This window comes from Streptomyces iakyrus (genome assembly GCF_000717055.1).
Taxonomy (GTDB): domain Bacteria; phylum Actinomycetota; class Actinomycetes; order Streptomycetales; family Streptomycetaceae; genus Streptomyces; species Streptomyces iakyrus.
Window position 1 is genome coordinate 19,612 of sequence record NZ_JNXI01000003.1, and the last position, 15,917, is coordinate 35,528.

General features: G+C 69.4%; 12 protein-coding genes and 2 pseudogenes. 9 read left to right on the forward strand and 5 right to left on the reverse strand.

From position 1 onward, the window contains the following. Positions 1 to 86: 86 nt before the first annotated feature. Positions 87 to 287, forward strand: a complete 201-nt coding sequence (locus tag OO68_RS05110) for a hypothetical protein (RefSeq protein ID WP_033306949.1) — start codon at positions 87 to 89, stop codon at positions 285 to 287. A 679-nt stretch (positions 288 to 966) separates the two neighbouring features. Here OO68_RS05110 and OO68_RS48240 read toward each other — a convergent pair. Both OO68_RS48240 and OO68_RS48575 read right to left on the reverse strand, forming a co-directional pair. Beyond that, positions 967 to 1,101, reverse strand: coding sequence for a hypothetical protein (locus OO68_RS48240; RefSeq protein WP_280922464.1), 135 nt, complete (start codon positions 1,099 to 1,101; stop codon positions 967 to 969). Between the two features lie 13 nt (positions 1,102 to 1,114). Further along, positions 1,115 to 1,549 (reverse strand): annotated as a pseudogene (locus OO68_RS48575) (amidase family protein); the annotation flags it as partial. A gap of 418 nt (positions 1,550 to 1,967) precedes the next feature. Here OO68_RS48575 and OO68_RS05115 point away from each other — a divergent pair. Beyond that, on the forward strand, positions 1,968 to 3,263 hold the full coding sequence (locus OO68_RS05115) for an MFS transporter (RefSeq protein WP_033306950.1): 1,296 nt from the start codon (positions 1,968 to 1,970) through the stop codon (positions 3,261 to 3,263). A 633-nt stretch (positions 3,264 to 3,896) separates the two neighbouring features. Here OO68_RS05115 and OO68_RS05120 read toward each other — a convergent pair. The 3 genes and pseudogenes from OO68_RS05120 to OO68_RS48430 all read right to left on the reverse strand — a co-directional run. After that, on the reverse strand, positions 3,897 to 6,284 hold the full coding sequence (locus tag OO68_RS05120; protein ID WP_033307459.1) for an ATP-binding SpoIIE family protein phosphatase: 2,388 nt from the start codon (positions 6,282 to 6,284) through the stop codon (positions 3,897 to 3,899). Positions 6,285 to 6,542: 258 nt separating this feature from the next. Next, the gene (locus OO68_RS47110) at positions 6,543 to 6,989 is read right to left on the reverse strand and encodes an amidase family protein (protein WP_209442548.1); all 447 of its coding nucleotides are present in this window, start codon (positions 6,987 to 6,989) and stop codon (positions 6,543 to 6,545) included. 55 nt (positions 6,990 to 7,044) lie between these two features. Continuing rightward, positions 7,045 to 7,590, reverse strand: a pseudogene (locus tag OO68_RS48430) (amidase family protein); the annotation flags it as partial. A gap of 39 nt (positions 7,591 to 7,629) precedes the next feature. Between OO68_RS48430 and OO68_RS05135 the strand changes: the two are divergent. From OO68_RS05135 to OO68_RS42970, 7 genes are all read left to right on the forward strand, one after another. Continuing rightward, positions 7,630 to 8,847, forward strand: a complete 1,218-nt coding sequence (locus OO68_RS05135; RefSeq protein WP_051814445.1) for a substrate-binding protein — start codon at positions 7,630 to 7,632, stop codon at positions 8,845 to 8,847. Between the two features lie 7 nt (positions 8,848 to 8,854). Next, a complete protein-coding gene (locus OO68_RS05140; RefSeq protein WP_051814447.1) occupies positions 8,855 to 9,706 on the forward strand; it encodes a branched-chain amino acid ABC transporter permease in 852 nt (283 codons plus the stop codon). After that, entirely contained in the window at positions 9,703 to 11,463 is a 1,761-nt protein-coding gene (locus OO68_RS05145) for a branched-chain amino acid ABC transporter ATP-binding protein/permease (protein WP_033306953.1), read from the forward strand. The genes OO68_RS05140 and OO68_RS05145 overlap by 4 nt, the downstream gene beginning before the upstream one ends. Further along, positions 11,460 to 12,185 carry an ABC transporter ATP-binding protein gene (locus tag OO68_RS05150; protein WP_051814449.1) on the forward strand — a complete coding sequence of 242 codons (726 nt, stop codon included), beginning with the start codon at positions 11,460 to 11,462 and terminating at the stop codon, positions 12,183 to 12,185. Before OO68_RS05145 ends, OO68_RS05150 begins: the two co-directional genes overlap by 4 nt. A 122-nt stretch (positions 12,186 to 12,307) precedes the next feature. Next, the gene (locus tag OO68_RS46140; protein ID WP_051814450.1) at positions 12,308 to 12,661 is read left to right on the forward strand and encodes an ArsR/SmtB family transcription factor; all 354 of its coding nucleotides are present in this window, start codon (positions 12,308 to 12,310) and stop codon (positions 12,659 to 12,661) included. Positions 12,662 to 12,728: 67 nt separating this feature from the next. Beyond that, positions 12,729 to 14,189 (forward strand): ABC transporter substrate-binding protein, encoded by a 1,461-nt coding sequence (locus OO68_RS05160; RefSeq protein ID WP_051814452.1) that lies wholly within the window; start codon positions 12,729 to 12,731, stop codon positions 14,187 to 14,189. 100 nt (positions 14,190 to 14,289) lie between these two features. Then, positions 14,290 to 15,882: a serine/threonine-protein kinase gene (locus OO68_RS42970; RefSeq protein ID WP_078625190.1), complete on the forward strand. Its 1,593-nt coding sequence runs from the start codon at positions 14,290 to 14,292 to the stop codon at positions 15,880 to 15,882. Positions 15,883 to 15,917: the final 35 nt, after the last annotated feature.

Below are 15,917 nucleotides of genomic sequence, written 5' to 3' on the forward strand. Positions count from 1 at the left end.
GACCATGGCGGTGGTGATCGCGCTGTTCGCCCGTCGGACGTACGAGAAGGTGGCCATCGCGTGGGCCCGTTCCTCGGGGACCCTGTATGTTCGGCATCATCGTCGGACTGGCCACGATCGCTCCCCTGGCCCTGGTCCCGGCCGTCCTCGGCACCGACGATCTCCGATTCTGGCCGCTCATCCCGGTCGCCACCGGTACCACGGCCTCACTGCTCCTCATACGCGGGCAGCGCCGGCGCCGGCAGAGCAAGGCCACCCGCGCCGCGGCGGACGACACCACCGCGTAGAGCTCGTCCGCTCGGCCCTGAGCGCCGTGACGGAGGCGGTCAGCCGTCCCGAGCTGCAGCGAGTTTCACCGTGTGCGGTGACCGGCATAGCCTGGCCGGCTGCCCTGTGTTCCTGCGGCGCCGGCCCGAGTGGACGGTGCACAGGCTCCCGGCGAGGGCTCGGTGAGCGTCCTCGGCCCGCCGGATCGCGTGAGCGCCGACCCACGGATGCGGCAAGCGGATACGTGGACGACTCAGTGTTCTCCCTGATGTGCGCACGGCCCTCAGCGGTAACAGTTGTCACCCCGGCGCCCGAGTCACCCCGGACGGGCGCCGGGAACCAGGAGACAAGGATGGTGCAGTGCGCCTGTCCGACGACAGGCGGTCCGAGCCAGACACAGGTCCCGGGGATGCCCTGTGGCCCGCGTCCTTCTCCCATCGCCCCGCAGCCCGCACGGGTGCGCACGCACTGGCGAGGCCCGTCGTCGAGTCCGCGCTCTTTCTGGCGTATGCCGGGTACTTCTTGGGCGGATTCACCCCACGCGGCCGCCCGACCGGCCACGCATACGACGTTGACTTCCTGCCGGCTTGGTGGCTGTCTCGCTGTCGCCGCGGCCGCCCGATCGGCCGCACGGCAGCACGCCGCTCCCAGCCCTCGCCCCTGCGCCGGGTGACGGGGGCGGCGGCGAGGGCTGGGGATTCACCTCACCGTCCGGCCGTCGCAATGGCCGCGGTGCTCGAAGACGCCGCGTACGTCGGGCCCAGCGATGAGGGAGGCGAGCGTGGCGAGGTCCATGTGCGGCCGGTACTTCGCCAGGTAGGCGGACAGCTCCAACGACCGGCACCAGGCCCACGCCGGCCGCCTCCAGGTTGCGCAGGGCCGTCTCCCACTGGACGGCGACCTCATCCTGCAGCGGCTCGGTGAAGTAACCGGTCGGCACCCCCAGCCGGATCGACCGCGGCGGACGCGCGGCGACCGGGGTGTCCTCACCACTGAGGACGCCGTCCAGCAGAGCCAGGTCCACCACCCGGCGCGCCATGGGCCCGATGGTGTCCCTGGTGCTCGACAGGGGCGTCACACCCTCCCCGGAGTAGCGCCCGACCGCGCGTGCCGTGACCACGGCAGGCATGCGCGGCCCGTCTCGAAGGTGTTCTACGCACGATGGCGCGGAATGGAACATGCACAAACCGGGCCGCCCTTGCCCTCGCATGCCGCCGCCGGAGCACTCGGGCATCCACGCGCGACGCACGCCGGCAAGGCGTTGAGCCGGGCGAAGTCCCATCCGGTCAACTCCCTTGACAGGGGATGCACGGCTGCCTTTACTTACCAACCATGAACCGACCAATCGTTCGGTCGGTAGGTCTGGCGACGATTACTCAAACCGCCCAGCACCTCAGTCAGCACAGGTGAACGACCAGGTCCGCTAACCAGCAGACTCTCTATCTCCACCTCGCGGAAGCAGTCCGGGCACAACCGTGCCTCAGCCTTCCTGCTTGAGACGACCGGCCCGACCCGACTCCAAGAGGTATGCCGGAAATGGAGCACAAGGCGGCAGCGCATACCCAGCCGTCAAATGAGGTGAGGACAGGCCGCCTCATCAGCTTGGCAACTGGGCGAGTCCATCGTGATTTCACTCCGACCTCTCTTCAAACCCCGATGATCAGCCGCGGCAGCATCATTCACCCTGGCAGGAGACAGCATTGACCATCGACAGAAACCTATCCGAGTCAGCCACACCAAAGCAGGTACGCCCACTGCGGGTAGCTACGGCCAGCTTCATCGGAACCGCCATTGAGTGGTACGACTACTTCATCTACGGCATGGCTGCGGCAATTGTCTTCGGACCGCTCTTCTTCCCCTCTGCCTCGTCGACGGCCGGCACCCTGGCCTCCTTCGCCACGTACTCGGTCGGATTCTTCGCCCGTCCAGTGGGCGGCGTCATCATGGGTCACTACGGTGACCGCCTAGGCCGCAAGTCCATGCTGGTGATCTCGCTCCTCACCATGGGACTCGCCACGGTGGGAATCGGACTGCTTCCCACCTACGAGACCGTCGGCGTCTGGGCGCCGATCCTGCTGGTCACCCTGCGCTTCATCCAGGGCATAGGCGTCGGTGGCGAGTGGGGCGGAGCCGTCCTCATGGCGGTCGAGCACGCCCCGGAGAACAAGAAGACGTTCTACGGCAGCTTTCCGCAGATGGGTGTGCCGGGCGGACTCATCATCGCCAACCTGGTGTTCCTCGGTCTCACAAAGAACCTCAGCGATGACGCATTCCTGTCCTGGGGCTGGCGCGTTCCCTTCCTGGCCAGCGCCATCATGATCGTGGCAGGGCTTGTCATTCGGCTCTCCATCGAAGAAAGCCCTGACTTCGAGGCGGTCAAGCAGTCGAAGAAGGAGCAGCGCCTGCCCATTGTGACCGTACTGAAGGGAAACTGGAAGGAGGTACTCCTTTCTGCCGGTGCCTTCATCGGCATCAACGCGGTCGGCTATATCTTCATGGCCTACCTACTGGCCTACACGACTGTCGGGCTCGAATTGAAGCGGGATCTCATTCTGACCTTCACGCTCGTTGCTTCCCTGGTGTGGCTGGCGGTCATTCCTTGGGCTTCCGCCCTCTCGGACCGGCACGGCAAGGCGACGGTGCTCAAGGTCGGTTCTGTAGGCCTTGCAGCGAGCACGCTCATCCTGTTCCCGTTGATCAACACCAAGAATTCCGCCTTCATTCTGTTCGCGCTCCTGGTGACGGCAGTATTCATGGGTGCGGTCTACGGGCCGATAGCGGCACTGTTCTCGGGGCTCTTCAAGGCCGAAGTCCGCTACAGCGGTGCCTCTCTCGGTTACCAAGTGGGATCGATCCTGGGGGGCGGTATCGCACCGACCATCGCCACAGCGCTCTACGCGAGTTACTCATCCACCACACCGATCGGCCTTTACCTCACAGCCATGACATCGCTCAGCCTCGCATGCGTGTGGGTGGTTACCCGCAAGACAAACTGACGCTCGGTGCGCCGGTGGCGGTAAGGCTGATCCGCTGTGCGGCTTTCACACAGCCAGGGTTGACCGAGCCGCCATCGGAATCTCCCGGTATCCCCGCCCCGGTGGCGCCGACGCGTACTCGCTGGTCGGGGACGCAGCGCCAGCATGGACGGAGGCTGAGCTGCCAGGTGATGCCGCAGACCTGGGCAGCGGCCCAGAACTCCGAGTCAGGAGTGGTGCACTCCTCAATGGTGATCAGCTGCGCGGCCAGCGCGTGGGCGGTGCCCCGGGCACGGGGTGTGCCCGGAAAAGAGGCAGGCCACAACACGTGGTGGGCGCGTGTCTCAGGCTGGGGGGGGGAGAAGGACCTTGGCATCGATCGATTGCCGCACGTGCCAGTGCCTTCGGACTCGAAGGGGATGCGGACGGGTGCACCGCAGGCCCCAGTGCGGGTATGACTCTGGTGCATCGCCTCATGAAGCGACATCCGTGGAATCACGTAGTCCAACAGTCGGAACATCAGCCGGGTCCGCCGGAGATGGCGGCGTCCGGCGAGGAACGAACGCCTCGGAGGAGGCAGGGCGGGGCGTAAGTCATGGGATTGCAGCCGACGACGGCACCGCACGACGGCGGGGTCGTCGTGATCGACAAATCTCACGAGCCCCGGCCTGTTGGCATGGTGGGGAGAGCCTGTTCAGCCCAGATCGTCTTGCCGGTGCGGGTGGGGCGGCTGCCCCAGCGCTGGGTGAGCTGGGCGACGAGCAGCAGACCGCGGCCTCCCTCGTCGAAGACCCGGGCCCGGCGCATGTGAGGGGCGGTGCTGCTGGAGTCCGACACCTCGCAGATGAGCGCGGTATCACGGATCAGGCGGAGCTGGATGGGGGATCCGCCGTACCGGATGGCGTTGGTGACGAGTTCACTCACGACGAGTTCGGTGACGAATTCGAGGTCCTCCAGATGCCAGGCGGCCAATTGCTCGCCTGCCAGCGCACGGGCCCGGGCGACGGACGAGGGGTCCGCCGGCACCTCCCAGGTGGCGATCCGGCCCGCTTCCAGCGCGCGGGTGCGCACCACAAGGAGAGCGATGTCGTCGGCGGGTTGCTCGGGCAGGTTGTGCAGGATCCCGTCACAAATCTCCTCCAGCGCACGGCGGGGCCCGCCGAGGGCTCGGCGGAGCAGGGCCAGTCCGTCGTCGAGGTCGAGGTCGCGGGCGTGGACCAGTCCGTCGGTGTAGAGGGCGAGGACGCTGCCCTCGGGGAGCTCGAAGTCTGCCGTTTCGAACGGCAGACCGCCCAGCCCGAGTGGTGGTCCGCTCGGCAGGTCGAGGAATGAGACATGCCCATGTGGGGTGACCATGGCCGGGACGGGGTGACCGGCGCGGGCTGCGGTACAGCGGCGTGAGACGGGGTCGTAGACGACGTAGAGACAGGTGGCGCCGACCTCGCCCGGGCTCTGTGGTTCCCCGGCAGCGTCCGGTGCCCGCTCGGAGTCCAGACGCAGGACGATGTCGTCAAGGTGTGTGAGGAGCTCGTCGGGGGCCAGATCGACATCGGCGAGAGTGCGTACGGCGGTGCGGAGACGGCCCATCGTGGCGGACGCCTGCACCCCGTGGCCGACGACGTCGCCGACGACGAGAGCGACCCGGGCTCCGGACAGGGGGATGACGTCGAACCAGTCGCCGCCGAGGCCGGCACGGGAGCTTGTGGGCCAGTAGCGGGACGCGACCTCGACAGCCGCCTGCCGGGGAGTGTGCTGCGGGAGCAGGCTGCGCTGGAGAGCGAGTGCCGTTTCGCGTTCCTGCGTGTAGCGGCGGGCGTTGTCGACGCAGACCGCCGCGCGCGCCGCGAGTTCCTTGGCGAGCAGCAAGTCGTCGTCGTCAAACGGCTCAAGTGTTCGATGGCGGCCGAGGATTGCCAGGCCGAGCGTGATGCCGCGGGCGCGCAGGGGCACGACCAACAGGGCGTGGATGCCGTGTTCGTCGATGCTGCGGACGCTGTCGGGGGAGTCCGCGGCCCACCAGCGTCGGCCGGCGTCGTCAACCGCGTGGAACATGCCACGGCCATCGGTCAGCACGCGCCCTTGCGGCGAGCCCTCGCGGTAGCCGTGGAGGGCGCCGACGGGAATAGTCACCTCGGGACAACCCTCGAGCACGGAGCGGCAGGCGGTGCGACGGAAGACGGGCGCAGTAGGAGGCGGGGCCGCCGTCTCGCCCCCGGCCAGCGTGGAATCCAGCAGGTCCACGAGGGCGAAGTCGGCGAAGTGCTCCGTGCACACCTCGGTCAGTTCTTCGGCCGTGCGGGTCACGTCGAGGGTGGAGCCGATGCGGACGCTGGACTCGTTCAGAACGCTCAGTCTGCGTCGGGCGCGGAGCTGGTCCGTACTGTCCATGGCCGCCAGGCACATGCCTCGTACGCGGTCGGCACTGTCCTTCAACGGGCTGAGGGACACCAGCCAGGCGTGTTCGCCGGGCTCGGCACGGGGTTGCAGCCAGGCCTCGTACGGCACGGTCTCCCCCGTGCGCAGGACTCGCTGCGCAGCGTCGTCGAGACCCTCGAATCCGGGAAGGCGCCGGAGGCTGTCGGCGGACTCGCCCACCCGCCGGCCCCGCAGTTTCCAGAAGGGGCTGCCTGTCACCCTCTCCATCGCGGAATTGGTCGACACTACGATCCCGTCCTGGTCGAAGAGAGCCACCGGTACGGGGAACTGCTCCAAAGCCCACTTCTGCAGCCGCGCCGTCGGCTCCGGCGCGGTGACCCTCAGGAACCAGCGGACCGCGTTGTCCGAGCTCCGCAGCGGGTGTGCCTCAAGCCGCACCTCGACGTGGTGGCCGTCCTGGTGCCGGGCCGTGACCGTGCCGGTCCATCCGTCCGAGTCGGCAAGGCTGTGCAGCGCATCAGGCGGCAGGGGTTCGGCCAGCAGATCTGTCACAGGGCGGCCCAGCACGTCCCTGGTCTCGAAGCCGAGCAGGCTGCGGGCCGCGTCGCTCCACGCGGTGACCAGCCCTTTGGCGTCCGCCTCGGCTGCGGCGGCGCCTCGGGTCATCGGCGTGGCCCAGTGCTTGTCCACCCGCACCCCTTCTGCACGACACAGGTGTCGCTATCCATTGTGCGCCGGGATCACCTGAGTACGCCCTGTCACTGCGCGATTCGGGTGGATGGTGAGGGAGCCCGGCGCGACAGTGGCGGGGCCGCACAGAGTGAACATCGTCAGCAGGACGGGGCCCGATGACCACAGCGGACAAGCGCGGCACCCTTGGCGGACTGCAGGAGAAGCGCATCGCCCACCCCGGCCGAGGGAACTTCAGCCGCAGATCTCCTCAATGGTCAGCCCGAGGGCGAGCAGTTCGCGGTCGGCTCCGACGGGAGCGTCGATCTCGAGGCCCGTCGGCAGGCCGTTGGTCGCCACGCCCATGGGGATGCTCAAGCCGGGGGCTCCGATGACGCTGGCCGGGCCGGTGTTGCGGATGAAGGTGGCGAATGTGTCGGCGTCTTCTCCGCACAGGATCATGCCCTGGTCACAGGTGGCCAGGTCAAGCGCGGTAGCCGGGGTGGTCGGGAAGGCCAGGCCGTCCAGGCCGTGTGCGGCGATCGTGTCCGCGTAGGCCGCGCGCAGGCGCCGGCGCTGGGCCAGGCACTCGCGGTAGACGTCCTCGGAGACCCGGCCCGGGGCCCCGTCGAGGATGCAGCCCTCGAAGACGCCGCGTACGTCGGGCCCAGCGATGAGGGAGGCGAGCGTGGCGAGGTCCATGTGCGGCCGGTACTTCGCCAGGTAGGCGGACAGCTCCAACCCCGCCGCTGCTGCCACCGGCGAAACGGCTGGGGTCGCGTGGGTTGCGGACGGGGCCGAACGCCTGGTTGTTGCTGGTGATACCGAACGCCAACTCGTGCATGTTGGCCTTGCCGAGGATGACGGCACCGGCGTCACGCAGTCGCCGTACCGCGGGCGCGTCGCACGGGGGGACGAAGTCCCGCAGGGCGGGGGTACCGGCCGTGTTGGGCAGCCCGGCGACGTGGATGTTGTCCTTGATCGCGAGGGTCATGCCGGACAGCGGGCCCGGCTTGTCTGAAGTCGTGGCGGCTGCATCACGGTCGAGGGTGATGAAGCCGCCCAGGTGGGCCGCCTCCTCGGCGCGTTCCAAGGACGTCTGCACGGCCTCGTGCCGGCTGCGCGCGCCCGCGGGCGCAGCCCGGCCGGTCCGCGTGCCGGGTTCCTTCGTGGTGGGTTCGCTCATGGCCTGCTCCTTCGTGCGGATCCGCTTCGACAGCTCACGGACGATCACTGCGCCGCCGCCCGTACGACGCCGGCTTTGGTTGCGGCTTTTGGAGGGTTGACCACCCCTGAGGGTCATGTCATCGTTCGCTCACGCGATGACATGTTGGAGGAAAGAGTGTCCACCATCAAGTCCCACCAGCTGAACAAGACCTGGCTCGCCGTCACGGCTGCCTCCGCTCTCGCCCTGACGGGCTGCGCCACCGACGGCGGAAAGTCGAGCGCCGGAAAGCAGCGGTCCGCCTCCGGCGGCGCATTGAAGATCGGCCTGCTGACCAGCATGTCCGGGCCCGCCGGGCTCTTCGGGCCGGCGACGAGGAACGTCGCGGAACTCGCGGCCCAGGAGATCAACGCCTCCGGCGGAGTGCTCGGCCGCAAGGTCAGCGTGGTCATCGGCGACGACGCGACCAACCCCGACACCGGCAGACAGACGGCCACCCGCCTGCTCAACTCCGACGGGGTCTCGGTGCTCGTGGGCATGCACACCTCCGCCACCAGGGAGGCGGTGCTGCCCGCGGCGAGATCCGCCGACACGCTCTACATGTACACACCCGTCTTCGAGGGCGGCACCTGCGACCCGGATCTCTTCACCAACGGCGAAGTCCCCAGCCAGCAGCTGAAGCAGACCATCCCCTGGACGCAGAGCGCCACGGGCCGCACGAAGTGGTTCCTGCTCGGCAACGACTACGCCTGGGGACGCGCGAGCCTCGATGCGGCCAAGCAGTACATCACCGCGTCGGGCGGGGAGGTCGTCGGGACGGCGTTCGTGCCGCTCGGCACCACCGACTTCCAGGCCGTGATCCAGAAAATTCAGCAGGCGAACCCCGGACTGCTGCTCCCCGCCCTCGTCGGAGGTGACGCGATCGCTTTCGAGAAGCAGGCGTACGACGCCGGGCTGGGCAACAGCGAGGCTCAGCGGCTGGGAATCCTCTACGAGGAGAACACGCTGGCCGGCATGGGCCCGAAGGTCACGGAGGGGATGTACACCTCGCTCGGGTACTTCCAGTCCCTCGAGTCCCCCGCCAACTCCGCCTTCCTGACGGCGTACCGGAAGAAGTTCGGCGCCGAGGCCCCGACCGTCACCTCCCTCTCGGAGCAGACCTACGTCGCCATCAAGGCATGGGCCCAGGCGGCCAACGCGGCCGGGAGCACCCAGGCGAAGGACGTGGCCGCCAAGCTCGGCGGGCTCTCCCTCGACGCGCCCGCCGGCAAGGTCACGTTCGAGAAGAACAGGACCGCCACCCAGCCCGTCTACGTCGGACGGGTGGCCGACGGAGCCGTCAGGATCGAGAAGACCTTCACGGGCGTCGCCGCCGACAGCAAGTGCACGGGGTGACGGACGCATGGACCAGACCATCGCCCTGACCCTGGGCGTACTCTCCTCCGCCGCGGTCCTGGCACTGACGGCCGTAGGACTGTCGCTGTCCTTCGGGCTGATGCGCATCATCAACCTGGCGCACGGCGAGTTCCTCACCGTCGGCGCGTACAGCTCCGTGGTCACCGCCGACCACGGCCTGTCCTGGGGGGTGGGCCTGGCGGCGGCCGCCGCCGTCGGACTCGGGATGGGGGCACTGACCGAGCTGCTGCTGATACGCCGGCTGTACCGGTCACCGGAGCTGTCCATCCTGGCGACCTTCGGCCTGTCGATCGTCGTACGTCAGCTGATCCAGCTGGCGTACGGCAAGGACTACCGGACGGTGGCCAATCCGCTGCCCGGTGCGACCCAGGTGCTCGGCGTCCCCTTCCCCACCTACCAGTTGCTGCTCACCGGGTTCGCGGTGGCGATCGTGGTGGCGGTTCTCGCCGTGCTGCGGTTCACCTCCCTCGGACTGCGGGTCCGTGCGGTCGCCGACGACGCCGCACTGTCGGAGACCCTGGGAGTGCCTTCCACGCGGGTGAACCTCGTGGTGTTCGCGACGAGCGCGGCGCTCGCGGCGACCGCTGGAGCACTGGTCGCGCCCCTCACCAACGTCCAGCCCGACATGGGCCTGGACTACGTCTTCACCGCCTTCCTCGTGGTCATCGTGGCCGGGCGGCGCGTGGCGCCCGTACTCGTCGCCGCGCTGGGGCTGGCGGCGGTGCAGAACCTGACGACCTTCTGGACCGATCCGCTCCTGGCCCGCCTGGCGATCCTGGTGCTGGCCTTCCTGGCGGTGCAGGTCCGTCCCTCCGCTGGTTTCCGGGTGGCCACATGAACCCCTTCGTCCGACAACTGCTGCCCATACCGCTGGCAGCCGCAGCGGCAGTCCTCGCCGGGCCCTATGCGGGCGGCCTGCTGGCCCAGTTCCTGGTTCTCGGCACGGTGACCGCCGCACTGGCCCTGACCTGGGGAACCGCGGGAATCCTCAATCTCGGTCACAGCGTGACCTTCGGCGCGGGCGCGTACGCGGGTGCCTGGTTCAGTCTGTTCGCGGAGGCGCACGGAGGGGCCTACGGATCGCTCGCGGGGCTGGGTGCCGGGGCGCTGCTCGGCGGGGTCATGGCGTGGCTGATCGCGGCGGTGGGCCTGCGGCGCAGGCTGGACGCGGTCGGCTTCGCCCTCGTCACCTTCGTCGTGGCTCTCGCGGCGGAACAGGTCGCAGGCCGCTGGACCGGGGTGACCGGCGGCTTCAACGGCCTGACCGACATCCCGCGCTTCCACATCGGCGCGCTCTCCTTCACCCCGACCGCGGCGCGGGGTGTGACGGCGGGCCTGGCAGTGCTGGTGATCGTGCTGCTGGCGAGTCTCGCACGGCGCCCGTACGGTGTCGCCCTCGCCGCCGTACGTGACAACGAACGCCGGATGGCTGCACTCGGCTACGACGTGGGAGCGGCGAAGACCGGTGTGTTCACCTTCACCGGCGTCGTGGCGGGACTGATGGGCGCGGTGTACGTCATGCAGGTCCAGTTCGTCTCCCCAGGTCTGATCGGGCTCGTCATGGGCACGAATTTCGTGGTCTGGGCGATGCTGGGCTCGCGGCGGACCGTCTGGGGACCGGTGGTCGCCACGCTGGTGGTCAGCGCCGGTGCGAACCTGCTGGCCGACGCGGCGCTGGACTACTGGCTGCTGGTGACGGGTGCGGCGTTCGTCGCCGCCGTGGTCCTCGTGCCCGACGGGGTGGCGGTCGTCGTACGCCATCGCATGCCCGCCAGGTGGTTCCCCGCCCGGCGGGTGGTGCTCGGCAGGGCGGCCCCCGTGGCGGACGGCCAGGCCAGGGAGGGACTGGTGGTTCGGTCGGTCGGCTGCCGCTTCGGTCCCTTCACCGCGCTGCGGGGGGTGGACCTGGACCTCACCGAACCGGGCGTGCACTGTCTCATCGGTCCCAACGGGGCAGGCAAGTCGACGCTGCTGGACGTGCTGTCCGGGTTCACGCCGGCGACCGACGGATCCTGGCGGCTGAACGGCCAGGACGTCACCGGCCGGCCTCCATGGGAACTGACGCGCTCCGGGCTGGGCCGCAAGTTCCAGGCACCGAGCATCGCCGGTTCACTGACCCTGGCGGAGAATCTCGCCCTGGCCCGGTGGGGTAGGACGCACGGTGCGCGCGCACTGGTGCGGCAGCGGTGGACGGCAAACCTGCCGCCGGAGGCGTGGTTCGTCCTCGACGCCGCCGGGTTCGCGGACCGTATGGACACCCTCGCAGGCAGTCTCTCGCACGGCGAGCAGCAGCTGCTGGAGCTCGCCATGACGCTGACCGCGGGCTGCGACGTGCTGCTGCTCGACGAACCCACCGCGGGCATGACCCGGAGCGAGACCGAGCAGGTCGCCGAGGTGCTCCGCGGACTCGTTCACGACCACGGACTGCCGGTCCTGGTCGTCGAGCACGACATGGCCTTCATCCGCAGCGTCGCCGACCGGGTCACCGTGCTGCGCGGCGGCGAGGTCATGGCCACCGGGACGGTGGCGGAGATCGAGTCGAATTCCGAAGTGTCGGCGGTCTACGTCGGCCGGGCGGCGGGAGGCCGGCCATGAGCACCTCTTCTCCCAGTGTCCGGGATGTTTCGAACGCCATCGGCAGGAAGGCGCTGGAGATCCGTGGGCTCACCGCGGGCTACGCGGGGACCACCGTGGTGCGCGGCGTCGATCTGTCGGTCGCGCCCGGCGAGGTCGTGGCGCTGCTGGGCCGCAACGGCGTCGGGAAGACCACGCTGGTGTCCGCGGTGTCGGGCACCCTGAGCGCCGACGCCGGGGTGACGCTCCTGGCGGACCGGGATGTCACCGACTGGCCCGGCTCCCGGCGCAGGCGGAGCGGGCTGCGGGTGGTCACCCAGGACCGGCCGGTGCTCGGCGAACTGACCGTGGCGGAGAATCTGCGGCTGGCCGGTATCCGCGACCTGTCGGAGCCGGCGGAGCTCTTCCCCTTCCTCCGGGGCCGGGAACGCCAACGTGCGGGAACCCTTTCCGGCGGGGAGCAGAAGATGCTGGCGATCGCCCGGACGGTCGCGGCTCCGGGCACGGTATGCGTCTTCGACGAGCCGACGGAGGGCCTCCAGCCCGCCAATGTGGACCGGTTCGCCGAGGCGGTGAGACTGCTCGCTGCCATCGGGGTCGCCGTACTCCTCGTTGAGCAGCACCTGGACATGGCGCTGGGCGTGGCGGACCGGTGGTATCTGATGGAGAAAGGGCAGATCGCCGAAGAAGGGCAGGTTCACGAGGGAATCGTCGAGCATGTGGCGGGCCGGATGTCGCCCTGAGCATCCGCCCTCTCTGGCCGGGCGGGCACGAAGACAGTAAAGTCAATGGGTACACATACATTGACACGTTGTCGCCGCCTCACGGTGCCGCCGCATTCCGAAAGGATGAGAGGTCCCAGGAAGTGATCGACCACAGCCACGAGAGCGACCTGGTATTCCGTGCCCTCAACGACGCGACCCGTCGGGCCGTTCTGGCCCTGCTGGCATCGGAACACGAACCCACGGCCGGAGACATCGCGGCCGCGTTCCCGGCGATCGGCCGGACCGCGGTCTCGGCGCACCTGAGGGTCCTGCGGGACGCGCAGCTGGTCTCCGAGATCCGAGACGGCAAACACCGACGGTACCGTCTGGGTCCCAACCGCGCGGACGCAGCGATCGCGTTCCTGCGTCAGATCTATGAGCAGTCGCTGCCCACGGACCAGCGGGTGGCAGAAGACCGGCCGGAGGGCGGGCTGCGTGAAGCGAAGAGCGGATGACGGCAGCGGGTACGTCTCCCGGCGTGCCCGTCAGCCTGGCCTGGTCACGGCCTGCTGAGGAGAGCCCATGCACGAGATCGTCCTCGTCAACGAGACGCACCTCGGTGTGCCCCCGCACGAGGCGTTCGGCATGTTCGGACGAACCGGCGGCCCGGGCTGGTTGTTCTCCGCGCGGTTCGACCGCGCGGAGCCCGGCGCGGCGGCCGGCATCGACATACCCCTGCCGTTCGCGACCCCAGGGGGCGAGAAGACCGTACGGGGCACGGCACGCATCGTGGAGATGCGGCCGTACCGGCGGATCGTGCTGCAGCACGAGACGCCGTGGACCGGGCGGATCACCATCACCTTCGCCCGTGAGCCCGGGGGCACACGGGTGCGCACGGTCACCGAACTCGATCAGGAGGCGCTCGGCTGGATGACGGGCGGCCTGTGCTGCGTGACGCCGGACGGCGAGAGCCGAGCCGACGAGACGTGTGTCGCCTTGCTGACCAGCATGTCGGGAAGCGCCGGCCTGTTCGGCCGGGCCGCCGCCAACTGCGCGGCGCTAGCGGCCGAGGAGATCAACGCCGAGGGCGGGATCGGCGGCCGGCCGGTGCGGATCGAGGTGATCGACGATCGCACTCACGCCGCCACGGGGCTGGCCCGGCTGCGGGAGGTCGACCAGCGGCACGGTCTGGCGGCCGTGGTAGGGGTACACAGCTCGGCGACCTTCAACGCGGTGAGCCGCTACGCGCGGGCGTCGGGGCTGCTGTATCTCTACACCGCCGCCAACGAGGGCAGCCGTATGCAGGACGGAACGTTGTTCCGGCTCGGTGAGTCAGTGGCGGACCAACTGGTGCAGGCGGTGCCGTCGCTGATGCGGGAGAGCGGTGGTCGCTCCTGGTACCTGATCGGCAACGACTACTCCTGGCCCCGGGCCGTCTGCACACGGGGCCGGCGCATCACCGAGCACCACGGCGGGCAGGTCGTCGGCGAGCGCCTCGTCCGGCTCGGCGAGTCGTCCTTCGACGACGTGCTGGAGGACATCGAGGCGTCCGGCGCCGACCTGGTGCTCTCCAGCCTGGTGGGGTGGAGCTCGATCGACTTCGAGCGGCGGTTCCACGCCGCGGGGCTGCGCCGCCGTATCCGTACGCTCGCACCCCTGCTGGAGGAAAGCACCAGAGAGCATCTGGGCGCCGCAGGCAGCGGGGTCTGGTCCTGCATGCCGTATTTCTCCGCCCTGGACACAGCGGAGAACGCCGACTTCCTGCGACGCTACCGGGCCGCTTTCGGTCCCTGGGCGCCGTCACCGTCGGCGCTGACGGAATCGGCGTACGAGGGCCTGCATCTGTTCGCCCGGGCCGCGCGGAAAGCGGGGTCGCCGCGGGGCGGTGAGGTCTCCCGGGCCCTGCACGGTCTCACCCTGGCCGGACCGCGCGGCAGAGTCTCGGTGGGAGCCGACGGCCGGCTGCGGCAGAGCATGTACCTGGCCGAGGCCACCGCCACGGGGTTCGCGATCCGTGAACAGATGCGGTCCGGTACCGCCTGACCATGCATACCCACGAGCCCATGCCAATGGCGATGGCAGGCGGTCGCGGGCATACACGCATGCGGCCATGCTGTGGCCCAACTAGCGCTCGGAGAGGTTCATGAGAACTCTGGATCCCACGGATCCACCGGCCATTGGCGGCTATCCCCTGCTGGCACAGCTCGGTGCCGGCGGCATGGGACAAGTGTTCCTGTCCCGTACCGTGTCGGGCCGGCCACTGGCGCTGAAGACCATACGGACCGAGTTCGGCGCGGATCCGGGGTTCGAGGAACGATTCGCCCGCGAAATCGCCAGCAGCAATCAGGTGCGCTCTCCGTGGACGGTGGCAGTCGTCGACTACAGCCCCGCGGGACACAGGCCACAGTGGCTGGCCACCGAGTACGTCGCCGCACCTTCCCTCGCGGACTGGGTGGAACGGCACGGCCCGCTGCCCGAGCCCGTGGTCCGCGCCCTCGCAGCGGAACTCGCAGAGGGCCTGCGCGCAGTGCACCGGACGGGCCTCGCACATCGCGACGTGAAGCCCTCCAACGTACTGCTCGCCCGCCGCCACCCGCTGCTCATCGACTTCGGCATCGCCCGAGCCGCCGAAGACACCCGCCACACCCGGACCGGCGGGGTCATCGGCTCACCCGGATACATGGCACCGGAGCAGGCGACCGGAGGAGACTCGGCCGAACCCGCCGACATCTTCGCCCTGGGGGCCGTACTGGTCTACGCAGCCTCCGGAAATGGCCCCTTCCTGCACCCCGGCGAGGATCTGTCGGCGGCACAGCTGCTTTACCGGATCATCCACGAGGAGCCGGTGCTCGACGGCGTACCACCCGCCCTGATGCCGCTGGCGGCCGCCTGCCTGCACAAGTCGCCCCAGGCCCGTCCTACCACGGACGAACTGCTCAAGCAGCTCGGCACCGGCCCCCGTGCCTGGGTCACGGCGCTGCCACCGGACCTGGAGGCGGAGATCGCCGCGAGGGAGGCCGAGCTGCAAACGGCGCTGAAGCGGCCGGCGGTCCCTTCCCTCTCGCCGTACCCGCCCCCCTCGGCGGGGTTCGGACCGCCGATTGCCCACCTCCCCCCTCCAGCCCTCCCGCCCGGGACCGCTCCGCGGCCTCCGTCCTTCGTCCCTCCCGGCATCGGACCCGGCCCCGCACCCGGTCGGCGGTCGGCTTACACCCTTACGGTCGCCGTCCTCGCGGGCATAGTGACGGCGGCGGCCGCCACCGCAGCAATCACCTGGCCGGAGGGAACCGAAGGCACGCCCACAACGACTTCCCCCTCCGCCTCGACGCCTTCGGATGCCCTGCCCGCGTCGTGGGCGGGCACATGGCGGGGCACCGGCCCCGGCAACTCCTCCGGTGACGGCATCACCAGCGCCCGGACGACCAAGGTGTCCGTCACCGTCACGCTCCACGCGGCGGGGCGCGGCGAGATCGTGGGCAGACAGGTCAGCAAGGTGACCGAAGCCACGACAGGCCGGGACATCGGGTGCACGGAAACTCTTCGCCTGCAGGAGTCGCATCGAACGACCATGGTCTTCCAGGCGGTCACGAGCGCTCCCACCGACCCCTCCGCGGGCGTACTGTGCGCGCGGGGCAACCTCTACACGCTGACGAAGACCGGCGCCGACGTCCTCACCCTGGAGGACGAGGGCAGTCAGACGACGGGATCCCCGTCGCGGTTGGTCCGCTCTTCCTGACGTACGGCTGCCATCGCGCTGCACTTCGTCGTGTG